At 62.4% G+C, this 15811-nt stretch carries 17 protein-coding genes and 1 pseudogene; 15 read left to right on the top strand and 3 right to left on the bottom strand.

Translation table 11 applies throughout. From position 1 onward, the window contains the following. Positions 1–156: 156 nt before the first annotated feature. Positions 157–2196, bottom strand: coding sequence for a lytic transglycosylase domain-containing protein (locus NKH59_RS08465; RefSeq protein ID WP_352927483.1), 2040 nt, complete (start codon positions 2194–2196; stop codon positions 157–159). 327 nt (positions 2197–2523) lie between these two features. Between NKH59_RS08465 and dapA the strand changes: the two genes are divergently transcribed. The 4 genes from dapA (at position 2524) to NKH59_RS08445 (ending at position 5374) form a co-directional block, all read left to right on the top strand. Next, entirely contained in the window at positions 2524–3405 is an 882-nt protein-coding gene (gene dapA / locus NKH59_RS08460) for a 4-hydroxy-tetrahydrodipicolinate synthase (RefSeq protein ID WP_352540767.1), read from the top strand. 25 nt (positions 3406–3430) lie between these two features. Then, complete coding sequence (gene smpB / locus NKH59_RS08455) at positions 3431–3910, top strand: SsrA-binding protein SmpB (protein WP_023768487.1); 480 nt, start codon at positions 3431–3433, stop codon at positions 3908–3910. A gap of 106 nt (positions 3911–4016) precedes the next feature. After that, the gene (locus NKH59_RS08450; RefSeq protein ID WP_353021510.1) at positions 4017–4745 is read left to right on the top strand and encodes a GH25 family lysozyme; all 729 of its coding nucleotides are present in this window, start codon (positions 4017–4019) and stop codon (positions 4743–4745) included. A gap of 107 nt (positions 4746–4852) precedes the next feature. After that, on the top strand, positions 4853–5374 hold the full coding sequence (locus NKH59_RS08445; protein ID WP_352979791.1) for a hypothetical protein: 522 nt from the start codon (positions 4853–4855) through the stop codon (positions 5372–5374). A gap of 30 nt (positions 5375–5404) precedes the next feature. Here NKH59_RS08445 and NKH59_RS08440 read toward each other — a convergent pair whose 3' ends face one another. Together NKH59_RS08440 and NKH59_RS08435 are read right to left on the bottom strand one after the other, a co-directional pair. Then, positions 5405–6082: a uracil-DNA glycosylase gene (locus NKH59_RS08440; RefSeq protein WP_352979792.1), complete on the bottom strand. Its 678-nt coding sequence runs from the start codon at positions 6080–6082 to the stop codon at positions 5405–5407. Next, positions 6079–6660, bottom strand: a complete 582-nt coding sequence (locus NKH59_RS08435; protein ID WP_023677774.1) for a LabA-like NYN domain-containing protein — start codon at positions 6658–6660, stop codon at positions 6079–6081. Before NKH59_RS08435 ends, NKH59_RS08440 begins: the two co-directional genes overlap by 4 nt. Before the next feature lie 278 nt (positions 6661–6938). On the opposite strand from NKH59_RS08435, the gene rpoZ reads away from it, so the two are divergent. The 11 genes and pseudogenes from rpoZ (at position 6939) to NKH59_RS33480 (ending at position 15634) form a co-directional block, all read left to right on the top strand. Continuing rightward, complete coding sequence (gene rpoZ, locus NKH59_RS08430) at positions 6939–7340, top strand: DNA-directed RNA polymerase subunit omega (RefSeq protein ID WP_023677773.1); 402 nt, start codon at positions 6939–6941, stop codon at positions 7338–7340. A 111-nt stretch (positions 7341–7451) separates the two neighbouring features. Further along, complete coding sequence (locus NKH59_RS08425; protein ID WP_352979794.1) at positions 7452–9680, top strand: RelA/SpoT family protein; 2229 nt, start codon at positions 7452–7454, stop codon at positions 9678–9680. Positions 9681–9823: 143 nt separating this feature from the next. Further along, positions 9824–10402, top strand: coding sequence for an orotate phosphoribosyltransferase (gene pyrE / locus NKH59_RS08420; RefSeq protein WP_352647483.1), 579 nt, complete (start codon positions 9824–9826; stop codon positions 10400–10402). Positions 10403–10445: 43 nt separating this feature from the next. After that, positions 10446–10856, top strand: a complete 411-nt coding sequence (locus tag NKH59_RS08415; RefSeq protein ID WP_353021508.1) for a VOC family protein — start codon at positions 10446–10448, stop codon at positions 10854–10856. A 230-nt stretch (positions 10857–11086) separates the two neighbouring features. After that, a complete protein-coding gene (locus NKH59_RS08410) occupies positions 11087–11668 on the top strand; it encodes a DUF2062 domain-containing protein (protein WP_023677769.1) in 582 nt (193 codons plus the stop codon). Next, complete coding sequence (gene acpS / locus NKH59_RS08405) at positions 11665–12078, top strand: holo-ACP synthase (RefSeq protein ID WP_352467214.1); 414 nt, start codon at positions 11665–11667, stop codon at positions 12076–12078. Before NKH59_RS08410 ends, acpS begins: the two co-directional genes overlap by 4 nt. 77 nt (positions 12079–12155) lie before the next feature. Continuing rightward, on the top strand, positions 12156–12905 hold the full coding sequence (lepB, locus tag NKH59_RS08400; protein WP_352471047.1) for a signal peptidase I: 750 nt from the start codon (positions 12156–12158) through the stop codon (positions 12903–12905). A gap of 4 nt (positions 12906–12909) precedes the next feature. Beyond that, positions 12910–13635 (top strand): ribonuclease III, encoded by a 726-nt coding sequence (gene rnc, locus NKH59_RS08395; protein ID WP_352501816.1) that lies wholly within the window; start codon positions 12910–12912, stop codon positions 13633–13635. Then, positions 13632–14558 (top strand): GTPase Era, encoded by a 927-nt coding sequence (era, locus tag NKH59_RS08390; protein WP_023677765.1) that lies wholly within the window; start codon positions 13632–13634, stop codon positions 14556–14558. The genes rnc and era overlap by 4 nt, the downstream gene beginning before the upstream one ends. A gap of 370 nt (positions 14559–14928) precedes the next feature. Then, positions 14929–15366: pseudogene (locus tag NKH59_RS33485) on the top strand (antitoxin Xre/MbcA/ParS-like domain-containing protein); the annotation flags it as partial. Between the two features lie 40 nt (positions 15367–15406). Continuing rightward, positions 15407–15634, top strand: a complete 228-nt coding sequence (locus tag NKH59_RS33480) for an antitoxin Xre/MbcA/ParS-like domain-containing protein (RefSeq protein WP_502908683.1) — start codon at positions 15407–15409, stop codon at positions 15632–15634. Positions 15635–15811: the final 177 nt, after the last annotated feature.

Below are 15811 nucleotides of genomic sequence, written 5' to 3'. Positions count from 1 at the left end.
AGAAACAAAAAAACCGCCTCGGTGGGCGGGTCGTTGGAGCCAATTAGCACCATACCGAAATTAGTAGCATAGCTGCCGGCACAAAGCAAGAACAAAATACGCCGTGACCGACAAATTCGCGAAGGATCGCAGCTGACTTGGTTTGAAGCCCGGTCGTCACCCCCGGCCGTTCACCAAGTCCCCGACAATGTCATATTTGCCGGAGATACGCATCTTGTAGACCTCGTAATTCTCCATCACGCGCTGAACGTAACTTCTTGTTTCCGTATAGGGAATCCGCTCGATCCAGTCGACGACTGCATCGACGTCCTCGCCGCGCGGGTCGCCGTATTTCGCCACCCACTGGGCGGCGCGGGCGGGGCCGGCATTGTAGCCGGCGAAGGTCAGCACGTAGGAGCCGTCGAAACGGCCGAGCTGCTCGCCCAGAAAGGCGGCGCCCAGCGTTGCATTGTAGCCGGCATCGGTGGTCAGCCGCGCCTGCGAGAAAGTCATGCCGGCCTTCTTCGCCAATTGCTTGGCCGTGCCTGGCATCAGCTGCAGCAGTCCGCGCGCGCCGGCGCTGGAGACGGCGCCGATGTTGAACTCGCTTTCCTGCCGGGCAATCGCATAGGCCAGCGCCTTGCCCGAGCCGGAGACGTTGGCGGTGTCGGGAATGACGCCGAGCGGATGCGACAGCGCGCCTACGTCGATGCCGCGGGCGCCGGCGATCTTGCCGACCTTCAGCGCCATGAAATGGTTGCCTTGTCTTTCCGCCAACACCGCAAGCAGCGCCAGTTCGCCGGGGCTGTTCAGCTGCCCGGCAAGGTCGCGGTAGAGGGTTTCGGCATAGCGGTCATAGCCTGCCTGCTGCAGCCGCTCGATGGCGCTGACCGCCTCGCGGGTGGTAAAATTCCGGCGGTCGGCGGCACTTGGCTGGGGGTAGACGATATTGAGGGTCTGCCGGCCGACACGCTCGCCGGCGAGCTGGCCGTAAAAGGTCGTGCCGTAGCTAGCGGCACGGCTGAAAAAATCCTTGGCATTGCCGGGCCCGCCGACTTCGGCGGCACGGCCGAGCCAGTAATAGGCGCGCGACAGCGACATCGGCCCTTGGGCGAGCTCCGCGATTTGCGCAAAATGCTTGGCGGCGGTGCTCGGGTCGTTGAGGCCGCGCAGCGCGTACCAGCCTGCATGGAATTCCGCCTCGGCAGCATTGGCGGGACTTTCGGCGGCATGCGCGGCGACTATTCTGTAGGCGGTCTTCATGTCGCCCTGGTCGACCAGCTCGCGCGACAGCACCCGGCGTTCGACCCACCAGGCGTCCGCATCGACCAGAGCGTCACGATCGCCCGGCGCCTTCATCACCAGCGCGGCTGCGTCGGAAAATTTCTGTTGCTTGCGCAGATATTCGGCTTCGGCAAAGAGATAGCCGACCGCCCGCTGCGCTGCCGGCACCGCCTTCAGCAGCTTGGCCGCGTTCTTGTCGCCCTTGCTGACCGCCGCCCAGGCGTCGGCCAATTGCTGGGCGCCGGCGAGACCGGCGACGCGTAGCGCCGAAGCGACCCGGTCGGCATAAAACATGCGCTCCATGCGGAAGCGATGGTCGGCGGCCGGGATCAGCGCGCCGAACTCGCGGATGACCGCCGCCTCGTCCCCGGCTTCGAGCTTTTCGGTGCGCCAGAATGGCGACAGCACCGAGCGCGCCGCCTTGGTATTGCCTAGCGCTACATAGGAGCGCGCAAGGATCACCACGCCCTCGAAGGTCAGCGGCTGGCTGCCGTCGAACGCCCGCACCACGACCTGTGGCGCGGGGTTCTCGCGATAGAGCGCGCGCTCGCTGTTCTTGCGCAAGGCGATCGTGCCCGGCCAGTTCGGCAGCATCTTCGCGGCATCGGCGATGTCGCCGCTCGGCACCTGGTCGCCGCCATAGAGCGCAATCGCCCAGGCAAGGATGTGCCGATCGAGCGATTTGGCCGGCAGCGCTTCGCGCACCTGGCGCGCGCGCTGAATGTCGTTTGCCGCAAGCGCATCGAGACCGCTCTTCAGCGCCGCGACGCTGGCGGATGGCGAAGGGGACTGCTGCAGTGCATCGTTCTGCGGCTCCGTCATCGGGATCGCCGACGTGACCTGCCCATCGACGCTGCCGCCGATCGCCGCGCCGGGGACCAGCACAACGATCGCGCCGAGAAGCGCGAAAAGATGAGGCCGCCTGGTCGGCATGGATTTGGTCATTTCCTATTCTTCGATGCTACCACTGGCACAGATGAACTGCAGCCTATTCGTCTGTGATGAAGGGCCCGTAAAGAAAACCTTATCGAGGTCGTTCGAATTGCAATTGCTGGCGCAATGCTTGCCGCGCAACAATGTCGAGACTATGGTGCGCCGCTTCGCTTTCGGCTAGAAGGCGCGCACGACAAACACCTACAGCGCCGCGGGTCTTCTCAGACGCGCAAAGGACGTTGTAGCAATTTAAATTTGGCGCATAACCCTTTCCGAAATCGACTGCGATTTTCGGGGTCATGCGCTAGTCCCAAGGAGTTGGACGACATGCTAAGAGGCTCGCTGACCGCGCTCGTCACACCGTTCGAAAAGAGCGGCCGTTTCGACGAGAAAGCCTTTCGCGCGTTCATCACCTGGCAGATCGCCGAAGGCACGACGGGCGTGGTCCCGGTCGGCACCACCGGCGAGTCGCCGACGCTGTCGCATGACGAGCACCGCCAAGTCGTCAAGGTTTGCATCGAGGTCGCCAAGGGCCGGGTTCCGGTCGTCGCCGGCGCCGGCTCCAACAACACCGAAGAGGCGGTCGGCCTGGTCCAGTATGCCGAGAAGGCGGGTGCCGACGCGGCCCTTGTCGTCACGCCCTATTACAACAGACCGACACAGCGCGGCCTCTATGCGCATTTCGCCGCCGTCGCCAAGGCAACCAGTCTGCCGATCATCATCTACAACATTCCGCCGCGCTCGGTGGTCGACATGAGCCCCGAGACGATGGGCCAGTTGGTGCATGACTTCAAGAACATCGTCGGCGTCAAGGATGCCACCGGCAAGGTCGAGCGGGTTTCGGAGCAGCGCGCCACCTGTGGCAAGGATTTCATCCAGCTCTCCGGCGAAGACGCCTCGGCGCTCGGCTTCAACGCGCATGGCGGCGTCGGCTGTATTTCTGTGACGGCAAATGTCGCACCCAGGCTTTGCGCTGAATTCCAGGAGGCAACGCTTTCCGGCGACAGCGCCAAGGCGCTCGACCTGCAGGACCGTCTGTTGCCGCTGCACAAGGCGATTTTCATGGAGCCCGGCGTTTCCGGCGCGAAATATGCGCTGTCGAAGCTGGGCAAGGTCGAGAACGTGCTGCGCTCGCCGCTAATGACGGTCGAGCCGTCGACCGCCGAGAAGATCGACGCGGCGATGAAGCACGCCGGCTTGATAAACTAGGGATGAGGCGCCACCTGTCCGCATCATGAATCAAGTCAGAAAAGCCGATCCCAACAACAAGACCGTTGCGGAAAACCGCAAGGCGCGGTTTTCCTATGAGGTGCTCGACACGATCGAGGCCGGCCTGGTGCTGACCGGTACGGAAGTGAAATCGCTGCGCCAGGGCCAGGCCAATATCCAGGACAGCTACGCCTCGGTCGAGGGCGGCGAGATCTGGCTGATCAACTCCTATTTGCCGGAGTATCTGCAGGCCAACCGCTTCAACCATGAGCCGCGCCGCCGCCGCAAACTGCTGCTCAACAAGCGTGAGATGGCCAAGCTGGCGCAAAGCGTCGACCGCGAAGGCATGACGCTGGTGCCGCTGAAGATCTACTTCAACGACCAAGGCCGTGCCAAGCTGCTGCTCGCCGTTGGCCGCGGCAAGAAGCTGCACGACAAGCGCGAGACCGAAAAGCAGCGCGACTGGTCGCGCGAGAAGGGCCGGCTGCTGAAGGAGCGAGGGTGAGGTGCGGTCCGCGAAGCGGAGGAAAAGCCAGCGATTTGGCTTTTCGAGCGACGAACGCCCGGAGCCATAGCGGCGGGCAGGGCGGACCAAAAGGGATAGGTCTCGTTTGAAAAACCGGATCGTCTTATGGGGCGCGGCCGGTCTGCTCGTGGCGGGCCTCGTTCTGGCCGGCGGCTATACCTACTTCCAGACATTTTCTCCGGACCGCGGCAAATATCCGGTCAGGGGCATCGACGTCTCCTATCATCAGCGGCAGATCGACTGGCGGCGTGTTGCCGCCGACGATGTCGCCTTCGCCGTGATCAAGGCGACGGAAGGCGGCGATCATGTCGACGATGCCTTCGCCGCCAATTTGCGCGCGGCCCGCGCCGCCGGTCTTGCCGTCGGTGCCTATCATTTCTTCACCTTCTGCAGACCGGGTGCGGATCAGGCACGCAACTTCATCTCGGTGGTGCCGCACGATCAGCCTTTGCTGCCGCCGGTGGTAGACATCGAGTTCGGCGGCAATTGCCCGCAGCGGCCAACTCCCGAACAGCTGAGCGCCGAACTCTCCGCCTTCCTCGGCCCGGTCGAGGCGGCGTTCGGCAAGACGGCGATCCTCTATGTGACCGACGAGGTGGCGCAAGCCTATGCCGGGCAGCTAGCCAGCCGCCCGCGCTGGCTGCGTTCGCTGGCGCTGCGGCCGGGCCATGACAACTGGATCTACTGGCAGTATCACAACCGGGGCCGCGTCGACGGCATCAGCGGCGACGTCGACCTGAATGTTCTCCAGGGCGGACCTGCGACGCTGGCCGCATTGGTTGCCGCAGCGCCTGAAACGACAGCGTCGGATTGATGCTATTCCCGTCCACCAAAACACCCTCGATGGCACGAAGACAGAGCGACGAAGCGTTCCCCATGTGGCTATTCATGTCGCAGGCGGCGCCGTGCTAAGTACATTTGATGCCGGAGCGCCCTTCATCAACCAATGACAGCAACGCCCCGCCTGCTGCGACGGACGGCGGCGACGCCCGCCTGGCATTTGTTTATGCGGAGGCGGTGCGTGGCCTCCAGCACCAGCAGGGCGTGGTTGAAAGTCTCAATACGCGCGCCGGCAATCTGATCTTCGCAACCGCGTTCGCGAGTTCTCTCCTCGGAGGAAGGGCGCTCCTGGATGGCGTGGGGCCTTGGGACTGGCTGGCGCTGACATTGCTTTTTCTTATCGGGCTGCTGGTCGCGATTATGGTGTGGCCGTATTATAACTATACGTTCCGTTTCGATCCAGAGAAGCTGCTCCAGGACTTCGTCGATCAGCACCCTCCCGCAACCCTGGACGGGATGCACCGAGCGCTTGCGCTGCGCATCAAATCCGACATGGCCAGCAATTGGCGGATCATCCAACGCCTGCGCGTCGCGCTGCAGCTTGCACTGTTTCTGTGGTTGCTGGATCTCCTGGCCTGGTTGTTCGCGATCGCCCGAATCTAGGGCTCGTGCCCTGGCGGGCGTCGTCCGACTCTATGTCTTCAGAAAAGCTTCTATCTGACTGAAGACGTTGACGAACATCGCTTCCGTCAACACGCCGGTATTGGTGTTGTAGCGCGAGCAATGATAGCTGGAAAACAGCGTGATGCCATTGGCCTGCTGCTGCCCACCATGCCGGAACGGATAGGCGGCAACGCGTTGGCCGAGCGCCCGCACGGTCGACTGGTGCGCGATCGAGCCAAGCGCCAGCACAGCGCGCAGATTTGGAAATCGCGCGATCGTCGGCACCAGGAACGTCCGGCAGGTCGCTATCTCGGCGCCAACCGGCTTGTTGTCCGGCGGCACGCAGCGCACCGCATTGGTAATCGCCGTACCGACAAGCTCCAGCCCGTCATCCGGTCGCGCTTTGAATTCGCCGCGCGCAAAGCCGTGCGCGATCAGCGTGTTGTAGAGCAGGTCGCCGGCAAAATCGCCGGTGAAGGGGCGCCCCGTCCGGTTCGCCCCGCGCAGTCCAGGCGCCAGCCCGACGATCAGCAGACGCACTGCTTCCTCGCCTTCCGGCGGCAAAAAGGTCGGCACCGGCGCGTTGAACCAGGACGGCTCGCGCCGCCGCCACTCGGCGATGAAGTCGTGCAACCGCGGGCAGAGCGGGCAATCGCGATCGGGTTCGGGGGAGACGACCAGGGGAGCGGTCAAGGCAACGACCGTCAATAGTCTTCCTCGTCGACTTCGGCCGGTTCGGGCCGGCGCACCGGCCGCTCCGACGGGTCGCGGCCGACTTCATTCTTGAGCGTCATCAAGTCGATGAAATGGTCGGCCTGGCGGCGCAGATCGTCGGAGATCATCGGCGGCTGCGAAGCCATGGTCGAGACGATCGACACCTTGCGCCCGCGCCGCTGCAGCGCCTCGACCAGCGTGCGGAAATCGCCGTCGCCCGAAAAGATGACATAATGGTCGACGACATCGGCAAGCTCGAGCGCATCGACGGTCAGCTCGATATCCATATTGCCCTTAATCTTGCGCCGGCCGGTCGAGTCGGTGAATTCCTTGGCCGGTTTGGTCACCACCTTGAAGCCGTTATAGTCGAGCCAGTCGATCAGCGGCCGGATCGAGGAGTATTCCTGATCCTCGACCAGCGCGGTGTAGTAATAAGCGCGCAGCAGATAGCCGCGTTTCTGGAAGCTCGCCAGAAGTTTGCGGTAATCGATGTCAAAGCCCAGCGCGCGCGAGGTGGCGTAGAGATTGGCACCGTCGATAAAGAGAGCGATTTTTTCACGAGGATCGAACATGGAAAATGTCCTTTTTCGAAATAAGCGATCGTCTAAATGCGTGGCGACTATCGGCCGGTCTGATAATAGACCTGTTGGCCTTCATCGTTCGAGATAACGCCAGTTTTACGGCAATCCAAGGCACCATAGCGCACCGCAAGCAATTGTGATCGGCGCTGTGTCGCCGCAGGCGGCCCGCGTCAGAGCTGCGCACCGCCATAAAAGCTTGTATTTTGGCGGCGTTCGGGTTATGGACCGCGCCTGTTTTCCATCAAATCCAGGCATGAAAGGGGCAACTCATGGCCCGCGTAACCGTTGAAGATTGCATCGACAAGGTCGACAACCGCTTCGAGCTGGTGCTCTTGGCCGGCCACCGCGCCCGTCAGATCAGCCAGGGCGCGCAGATCACCGTACCGCGCGACAACGACAAGAACCCGGTCGTTGCGCTCCGCGAAATCGCCGAAGAGACGCTGTCGCCGGATGACCTCAAGGAAGATCTCATTCATTCGCTGCAGAAGCATGTCGAGGTCGATGAGCCGGAAGCCGATGGCGAGGCGATTGCCGACCAGACCGGCAGCGCCGTTGCAGCCACCGATGCCGACGACGCCGAGGACAACGTCACCTTCGATCGCATGACCGAAGAAGACCTGTTGGCCGGCATCGAAGGCCTGGTGCCGCCGGAAAAAAGCGACGATTATTGATCTTAGCGACAACTGCCGACACTTTCGCGTCGGCAGTTTCGTGGCTATCTATGACATGCGCCGTACGCCAGTGCGGCGCATGATTCATTTCAGCATTGCGAGATCCCGCCCATGATGCGTCAGTATGAGCTTGTCGAGCGCGTCCAGCGCTACAAGCCTGACGTCAACGAGGCGCTGCTCAACAAGGCCTATGTCTACGCCATGCAGAAGCATGGCCACCAGAAACGCGCCTCCGGCGACCCGTATTTCTCGCATCCGCTCGAAGTCGCCGCCATCCTCACCGAAATGCACATGGACGAGGCGACGATCGCCGTTGCCTTGCTGCACGACACGATCGAGGACACCACGGCGACCAGGGCCGAGATCGACGAATTGTTCGGCCCGGAAATGGGCAAGCTGGTCGAGGGCCTGACCAAGCTGAAGAAGCTCGACCTCGTCTCGAAGAAGGCCGAGCAGGCGGAGAACCTGCGCAAGCTGTTGCTGGCGATCTCGGAAGACGTGCGCGTGCTTCTGGTCAAGCTCGCCGACCGCCTGCACAATATGCGCACGCTCGACCACGTGCCGGAAGCCAAGCGCCTGCGCATCGCCGAAGAGACGATGGACATCTACGCGCCGCTGGCCGGCCGCATGGGCATGCAAGGCATGCGCGAGGAGCTGGAGGAGATTGCCTTCCGCTTCATCAATCCGGAAGCCTACCGCGCCGTCACCGCACGGCTGGCCGAAATCTTCGAGCGCAACAAGGGCGTGCTGTCGGAGATCGAGAAGGCGCTCTCCACGCTGTTCGACAAATATTCGATCAAGGCCGAGGTCAAGAGCCGGCAGAAGAAGCCGTGGTCGGTATTCCGCAAGATGGAGGCCAAGGCGCTGTCGTTCGAGCAGCTGTCCGACATTTTTGGCTTCCGCGTCGTTGTCGAGACGGTCGAGGACTGCTACCGCGCGCTCGGCGCCATCCACACCACCTGGTCGATGGTGCCCGGCCGCTTCAAGGATTACATCTCGACGCCGAAGCAGAACGACTACCGCTCGATCCACACCACCATCGTCGGCCCCTCGCGCCAGCGCGTCGAATTGCAGATCCGCACCTACCAGATGAACAAGATCGCCGAATACGGCGTCGCCGCTCATTCGATCTATAAGGATACCGGCGGCAAGATGAATGGTGCCGCCCATGCGATCTCGAAGGAAACCAATGCCTATGCGTGGCTGCGGCGCACCATCGAGCAGCTTGCCGAAGGCGACAATCCCGAGGACTTCCTCGAAAACACCAAGCTGGAGCTGTTCCAGGACCAGGTATTCTGCTTTACGCCGAAGGGCATGCTGATCGCGCTGCCGCGCGGCGCCACGCCGATCGACTTTGCCTATGCCGTCCACACCGATGTCGGCGACACTTGCGTCGGCGCCAAGGTCAATGGCCGCATCATGCCGCTGATGACGGAGCTGAAGAACGGCGACGAGGTCGAGATCATCCGCTCGAAGGCGCAGGTCCCGCCGGCGGCGTGGGAATCGGTGGTCGTTACCGGCAAAGCACGCTCGGCCATCCGCCGCGCCACCAAGAACGCTATTCGCAAGCAATATTCGGGTCTCGGTATCCGCATTCTGGAGCGCGCCTTCGAACGGTCCGGGAAGACCTTCACCAAGGAAAACCTGAAGCCGGTGCTGCACCGGCTGGCGCGCAAGGACATCGAGGATGTGCTGGCCGCGGTCGGCCGTGGCGAACTAGCCTCCACCGATGTCATGAAGGCGGTGTTTCCCGACTACAAGGACGAGCGCGTCACGCTGGTCGCGCCCAAGCAGCGCGAGGAGGGCTGGTCGAAGATCCGCAACGCCGCCGGCATGCTGTTCCAGATTCCGGGCCGCGCCGCGCGCAAGGACAAGAACCAGCCGCGCGACGACGCGGTGCCGATCCGCGGCGTGCGCGGCGATCTGCCGGTGCGCTTCGCGCCGGAGGGGGCAGTGCCAGGCGATCGCATCGTCGGCATCGTGCAGCCGGGAACCGGTATCACCATCTATCCGATCCAGTCGCCGGCGCTGCAGGCCTTTGACGACCAGCCCGAGCGCTGGATCGACGTGCGCTGGGACATTGACGAGCGCACCAAGGAGCGGTTCCCGGCGCGCGTCTCGGTCACCGCCATCAACGCGCCGGGTTCGCTGGCTGATATTGCACAGGTCGTCGCATCCAACGACGCCAACATCCACACTTTGTCGATGGTGCGCACCGCGCCCGATTTCACCGAAATGCTGATCGATCTCGAAGTGTGGGACCTCAAGCACTTGAACCGGCTGCTGTCGCAGCTAAAGGACAATTCGAGCGTCAGTGACGCAAGGCGCGTGAATGGGTGAATAGTGAATAGTGAATAGTGAATAGTGAATAGTGAATAGTGAATAGTGAATAGTGAATAGTGAATAGTGAATAGTGAATAGTGAAAGAGGGTGCTCACTACCCTACTACCCTACTACCATTCACCATGGACATGGAGTGAACGATGAACACCGATGAAGTGCTGGGCATTTTCCGCGAGGCCGGCGCCGTTCTCGAAGGGCATTTCATCCTGACGTCGGGCCTGCGCAGCCCGGTCTTCCTGCAGAAGGCGCGCGTTTTCATGCATGCCGACAAGACTGAGCGCTTGTGCAAGGCGCTCGCCGAAAAGATCCGCACTGACGTGCCCGGCAGGATCGACTACGTCGTCGGCCCGGCGATCGGCGGGCTGATCCCGGCCTATGAGACCTCGCGCCATCTTGGTGCGCCGGCGATCTGGGTCGAGCGGGAAGGGGGCGAATTCAGACTGCGCCGTTTCGAGATCGCCAAGGGATCGCGCGTTGTCATTGTCGAGGACATCGTCACCACCGGCCTGTCGATCCGCGAGACCATCGACTGCCTGCGCGGCCTTGGCGCCGAAGTCGTTGCCGCCGCATGCATCATCGACCGCTCGGCCGGCAAGACCGATGTCGGCGTGCCGCTGATCGCGCTCGCCGAATATGAAGTTCCGGCCTATCCGGCCGACAGGCTGCCGCCCGAGCTCGCCGCCATACCGGCGATCAAGCCGGGCAGCCGCAACATCTAATGCATGTCGCCCAAAAGTGTGCGGCGGTTTTGGGACAACGAACATGCATAAAAACAAGCCAAGAGGCGCTGCCGTGATTGCCGGCATCGATCATTTCGTGCTGACGGTTCGTTCGGTGGACGATACCTGCGCCTTCTATCAGCGCGTGCTTGGCTTCAAGCGCCTCGACGAGCCGGACCGACCAACGGCGCTGCTGTTTGGAACGCAGAAGATCAATGTGCATCAGGTCGGGCGTACCTTCGAGCCGAAGGCCAAGGCGCCGACGCCGGGCTCCGGAGATTTCTGCCTGATTGCTGCCCGGCCGCTCGCCGAGATATGTGCCAACCTCGCCGCCAATGGTGTGGTGATAGAGGTCGGCCCGGTCGAGCGTGTCGGCGCTCGGGGCGCGATGATGTCGGTCTATTTCCGCGATCCGGACGGCAACCTCGTCGAGGTCAGCGAATATCGATCCTGAGTGACGCTCCTTAAATTCGCCGCGATCATGCCCTGTTCAGAACGGCGACACCCAGGGCCGGCGCGAGCGGCCACCGAGCGGATGCCGTCGGCCTCGTTGTTCTTCGGCCAGCGCATCGCTATATCAAAGTCGTAGTTGCTTTTCGGCGACCGCAGAGCGCAGCATAGGCTGTCGCGCCTGGCTGGAAAGGCCGGCGTGAAGCCATCGACGGAACTAGGAACAGGAACAGAGTGCTTTTTCGACGGCGCAAGCCTGATGGTTTTTTCGAGCGGGTGCGTACTTATTTGTGGCCGCGCCGCTCGTTCTCGCGCTCGCTGCGGTATTTCTCCAAACGCATCCTGCGGCTTAGGGCCACGCCGCATGCCGTGGCCGCCGGTGTTGCGGCGGGCGTATTCGCGTCGTTTTTCCCGCTTGGCTTTCACTTCATCATTGCTGCCATCCTGTGCTGGCTGATCGCCGGCAATCTGGTCGCGGCAGCACTCGGCACGGTCTTCGGCAACCCCCTGACCTTTCCGCTGCTATGGGCCGCCTCCTGGGAGGTCGGCAAGCTGATCCTGCATGAACACCTGCCGGCGCATGGCCCGCCCGCGCATCTCGGCGACATGCTGCATAATCTTTCCTTTGCGCAATTGTGGGGACCGGTGCTGAAGCCGATGACGATCGGCGCAATACCGCTCGGCCTGGTTTTCGGCCTGCTGTTTTACGGCATCACCCGCTGGGGCATGGTCACTTTCCACGAGCAGCGCCGCAAGCGGCTGGCCGAAAGAGCGGCAAAGGCTGGAAAAACCGGGCCGGAAGTTCCTGCCGAATGATTATCGGTATTGGCAGCGACCTCATCGACATCAGACGCATCGAGAAGTCGCTGGAACGCCATGGCCAACGCTTCATCCAGCGCATCTACACCGAGATCGAACAGGCGCGCTCCGAAAACCGCGCGGCGCGTGCGGCCTCCTACGCCAAGCGTTTCGCTGCCAAGGAAGCCTGCGCCAAGGCATTGGGTACCGGTATGGCGCAGGGTGTGTTCTGGCGCGACATGGGGGTCGTCAACCTGGCCAGCGGCAAGCCGACCATGGCGCTGACCAATGGGGCGGCAGCGCGGCTGGACGAAATTCTGCCTGAAGGGCACCGCGCGGTGATCCACCTCACCATCACCGATGATTTTCCGCTCGCTCAAGCCTTTGTGATCATTGAAGCGTTGCCGGTCGAAGAAGCGCCACATTGATTGCATCTGACCACCGGCATGACGTTGCCCAGCGCGCGCCGAGACTCTATACCATCCAACGCACAATCGAGGACGACATGAGCGTGGCTGAAAAAACCCAGAAGAAATCCGGCGGACTTGGCGAAACCGTCAGCGTCATAGTCCAGGCCCTGCTGCTTGCGCTGGTCATCCGCACGCTCCTGTTCCAGCCGTTCTCGATCCCGTCCGGGTCGATGCGGCCGACTTTGCTCGAAGGCGACTATCTCTTCGTCACCAAGTGGTCCTACGGCTTCTCGCGCTATTCACTGCCGTTCGGGCCGAACATCTTTTCGGGCCGCATCTGGGGCTCAGAGCCGAAGCGCGGCGACGTGGTGGTGTTCAAGTTTCCGCCGGATCCTTCTGTCGATTATATTAAGCGCGTCGTCGGCCTGCCGGGCGACAAGATCCAGGTCAAGGATGGCCAGCTCTTCATCAATGACGTGGGCGTGCCGCGCGTCAAGGTCGGGCAGATCGACAACCGCGACATCACCGAGGAGAACGGGCCGGTCGATGTCTATCGCGAGACGCTGCCGAACGGCGTCAGCTACGACACGCTCGACCTGACGCAGGCTTCGATCGGCGACAATACCAAAGAGTTCAAGGTGCCGCCCGGTCACTATTTCATGATGGGCGACAATCGCGACAACTCGTCGGACAGCCGCTTCACCGTCGGCTTCGTGCCGGACGAGAATTTGGTCGGCCGCGCCAACCTCATTTTCTTCTCGATCGGCGGCAGCGCCAGCCCGCTCGAAATCTGGAAATGGCCGTCACTGATGCGCGCCTCGCGCCTGTTCCATTTCGTCAATTAGGGCCATGGCGGCGACGAAACGGCTGACCGCCGATGCGCTCGCCGAGGCGCTCAGGGAGCGCACCGGCCACAGTTTTGGCGACCATCAGCGCCTGCAGCGGGCGCTGACCCATGCCAGCGCTCGCGGCAGTCACGCCGGCATCGACTACGAACGTTTCGAATTCCTGGGCGACCGCGTTCTCGGCCTTGTCGTTGCCGATATGCTGCTGGCGGCATTTCCCGACGCCGCCGAGGGTGAGCTGTCGCTGAGATTGAACGCTCTGGTCAACGCTGAAGCCCTGGCGGAAATTGCCGAGGAGATCGGCCTGCCGGAACTTATTCGCGCCGGTTCGGACGTACGCGGCCTCGACGGGCGCAAGCGCGTCAATCTGCGCGCCGATGCATTGGAATCGCTGATCGCCGTGCTCTATCTCGACGGAGGGTTGGAAGCGGCCCGTGCCTTCATCCACAAATACTGGCAGCCGCGCTCGCAAGCCATTGACGCCGCCCGTCGCGATGCGAAAACCGAACTCCAGGAATGGGCGCATCAGGCGGCAGGCGCAGTGCCGGTTTACATAATCGACAGCCGCGAGGGACCGGACCACGATCCGCTGTTCACCGTCAGTGTCAAGGTTGGCGCCTATCCGCCGGCGACCGGCAGCGGGCGCTCCAAGCGCGAGGCGGAGCAGGCTGCAGCCGCGGCACTTCTGCAGCGGGAAGGCGTCTGGCTCGATCAAGGGAGTGCCGCATGACCGCCACCGAAGCTCCGGCAACAGAAGCTCCCGCTACCCGCTCCGGCTTCGTCGCGCTGATCGGCGCGCCCAATGCGGGGAAATCGACGCTGGTCAACCAATTGGTCGGCGCCAAGGTGTCAATTGTGACGCACAAGGTGCAGACCACCCGTGCGATCGTGCGCGGCATTGCCACCCACAACAACGCGCAGATCGTCTTCGTCGACACGCCGGGCATATTCAAGCCGAAGCGCCGGCTGGACACCGCGATGGTGACGACCGCGTGGGGCGGCGCCAAGGACGCCGATATCGTGCTGCTCTTGATCGACGCCGAGCGCGGCATCCGGGGCGATGCCGACGCCATCCTCGAGCGGCTGAAGGATGTTCGGCAGCCGATGGTGTTGATCCTCAACAAAGTCGATCGGGTCAAGCACGAGACGCTGCTGGCATTGTCGGCTGCAGCCAACGAAAGGGTGCCGTTCAAGCGCACCTTCATGGTTTCGGCGCTGACCGGGTCCGGCTGCAAGGACCTGCTCGACTATCTCGCCGAGACCTTGCCGGCCGGCCCCTGGTACTATCCGGAGGACCAGATCTCCGACCTGCCGATGCGCCAGCTCGCGGCCGAGATCACCCGCGAAAAGCTCTATCTCAGGCTGCATCAGGAACTGCCTTATTCCTCCCACATCGAGACCGAGAAATGGGAAGAGAAGAAGGACGGCTCGGTGCGCATCGACCAGACAATCTATGTCGAGCGTGACAGCCAGAAGAAGATCGTGCTCGGCCATAAGGGCGAGACGATCCGCGCCATCGGCCAGGCCGCGCGCATGGAAATCGCAGGCATACTCGAGCAGAAGGTGCACCTCTTCCTGTTCGTCAAGGTGCGCGAGAACTGGGGCGACGATCCCGAGCGCTACCGTGAAATGGGGCTCGAATTTCCGCACTGAGCCTGTTTGGGCGATCCGCTGAGCGGCCTGTTGGCCGCCTCAGGATTCTGAGCGGTCGCCGGGCTGCCCGATCGGTCGACTTGCATATTGAACAGCCGGCCGAATCATTCCGGGAGGCCATGCGCCGGCCATGTCGGGCCGACTCGTTCCTTGGGGGTACCGGCGCGACGGGAAATCCTGAGCGGTTTCTGAGAAATTTCCGATACTTCATGCAAAACAGGCCAGTTAGACCGGCTGGAACTCCTGCCGATACTGCGATCGTGCGTGGTTCCCGTTTGTCGTCTCTCCGTCATACACCGTGCCTATAGGCTGTGCGAAAGACCCGCCTCCGAGCAAACCGGAACCGGCAGGCAAACAGCCAGATCAGGACATGACCGGGACTTGGAATCGCATCGACCCCATCCGTCAGATCGAGTTTGCAAACGCCGTCGCTGTTGAGATCGAGCGCGTGCTGGCGCGGCAAGGCAAGGTGACGAACAGCGATGCGGTCGTTGCAGCGGGCAGGGTCGCCGGCGCCGTTGCCGCCGCCGTCGCTTTGCTTGCGCCGACCGACATCAGTGCGATCGACACCATGCAGGAAAGATTACCCGGCATGGCGTCGCGTTTCGTGCGGATATTGGCAGCCGAAGCTGCGGAACGCCGTGCCCGGACGCATCTGTCGACGGCGCACGAAGGTCAAGGGGCAGACATCCAACGCCTGGCCGGAACGGGCGACCTCGACGCGATGCGGGTCGAGGACTGGGCCGGTCGGGTCGCCGGGTCGACGTTCCTGCAGCAAAATCTCGGCATATCGCGCTCGACCCTGCATCGCTGGCAGCGGAGCGGCACGGTCGTTGCGTTGCGCACCGGTGGCCGCAAAACATGTATTTCCCCTGGCCCAGTTCATCGACGGCAGGCCGGCGCCGGGTGTCAAGGAAGTGTTATCCGCGATGCCCGATCCACGGCATGCCTGGTCGTGGCTGATCGGCCCCGCGCCCGGCCTCGCCGGACGTATTCCCATTGAAATGCTCAAACGGGATCTGGTGGCGGAAGTCGTTCTTGCCGCACAGAACGCAGCGATGGCGAAGTCGACTTGATCTCACTGCCAACGCTAGAAGTTTATTCTAAAAAAAGAACACGCACAAGGAATGTATGTCGGATTCCGATCGGTTTGCCGGCTAATGGCATAAGTATATTTTTGTACAATTGTGACAGTGTCTCGTTTGTGCTGGGAGCAAATGTGAAGAAAATGTGAAGTGATATTTGTGCAACAT

It is taken from the genome of Mesorhizobium sp. M0998 (assembly GCF_040318885.1).
Classification (GTDB): Bacteria; Pseudomonadota; Alphaproteobacteria; order Rhizobiales; family Rhizobiaceae; genus Mesorhizobium.
This window is presented reverse-complemented; position numbering and strand designations above follow the sequence as displayed.

Bases quoted from the DNA above. Each gene is read 5' to 3' on its own strand.
- NKH59_RS08425 (WP_352979794.1), top strand. From the start codon at position 7,452: ATGATGCGTCAGTATGAGCTTGTCGAGCGCGTCCAGCGCTACAAGCCT.
- smpB (WP_023768487.1), top strand. From the start codon at position 3,431: ATGAATCAAGTCAGAAAAGCCGATCCCAACAACAAGACCGTTGCGGAA.
- era (WP_023677765.1), top strand. From the start codon at position 13,632: ATGACCGCCACCGAAGCTCCGGCAACAGAAGCTCCCGCTACCCGCTCC.
- NKH59_RS08415 (WP_353021508.1), top strand. From the start codon at position 10,446: ATGCATAAAAACAAGCCAAGAGGCGCTGCCGTGATTGCCGGCATCGAT.
- acpS (WP_352467214.1), top strand. From the start codon at position 11,665: ATGATTATCGGTATTGGCAGCGACCTCATCGACATCAGACGCATCGAG.
- rpoZ (WP_023677773.1), top strand. From the start codon at position 6,939: ATGGCCCGCGTAACCGTTGAAGATTGCATCGACAAGGTCGACAACCGC.
- dapA (WP_352540767.1), top strand. From the start codon at position 2,524: ATGCTAAGAGGCTCGCTGACCGCGCTCGTCACACCGTTCGAAAAGAGC.
- rnc (WP_352501816.1), top strand. From the start codon at position 12,910: ATGGCGGCGACGAAACGGCTGACCGCCGATGCGCTCGCCGAGGCGCTC.
- NKH59_RS08435 (WP_023677774.1), bottom strand. From the start codon at position 6,660: ATGTTCGATCCTCGTGAAAAAATCGCTCTCTTTATCGACGGTGCCAAT.
- NKH59_RS08465 (WP_352927483.1), bottom strand. From the start codon at position 2,196: ATGCCGACCAGGCGGCCTCATCTTTTCGCGCTTCTCGGCGCGATCGTT.
- lepB (WP_352471047.1), top strand. From the start codon at position 12,156: ATGAGCGTGGCTGAAAAAACCCAGAAGAAATCCGGCGGACTTGGCGAA.
- NKH59_RS08445 (WP_352979791.1), top strand. From the start codon at position 4,853: ATGCCGGAGCGCCCTTCATCAACCAATGACAGCAACGCCCCGCCTGCT.
- pyrE (WP_352647483.1), top strand. From the start codon at position 9,824: ATGAACACCGATGAAGTGCTGGGCATTTTCCGCGAGGCCGGCGCCGTT.